The organism is Corynebacterium sp. HMSC035E02 (assembly GCF_001836065.1).
GTDB classification, from domain to species: Bacteria; Actinomycetota; Actinomycetes; order Mycobacteriales; family Mycobacteriaceae; genus Corynebacterium; species Corynebacterium hiratae.
In genome coordinates this window covers 403-753 of sequence record NZ_KV827366.1, presented here as the reverse complement: position 1 = coordinate 753, position 351 = coordinate 403, and the positions used below count along the sequence as shown (strand labels likewise).

The 351-nt window shown below is 52.7% G+C and carries 1 pseudogene; it reads left to right on the top strand.

The annotated features are described in order from the left end of the window. A pseudogene (locus tag HMPREF2635_RS09590) lies at positions 1–351 on the top strand (transposase); the annotation flags it as partial.

Below are 351 nucleotides of genomic sequence, written 5' to 3'. Positions count from 1 at the left end.
GGAATCAAAGAGCAAGTCGCAAAAGCCAAAGGGGCTGTTGACGGCGATATCGCTATCAAGCGTAACCGCTATATCGATCTTTCCGCCCCGAACAAGAAGGTCAACTATGCTCTTGCTGCCAAACACCGAGCCCTAGCCGGAATCAAAGGCTATGAAACCGACCTGACCGCTCTTGCCGCCCAGGAGGTGATAGGGCATTACCGCAGGTTATTCAACATTGAGAAATCATTTCGGATGTCGAAATCAGACCTGAAAGCACGCCCAATCTACGCCAGGAAACAAGACTCCATCACAGCACATCTCAACATTGTCATCGCCGCGCTAGCCGTGGCCCACCTGATGGAGACCCGC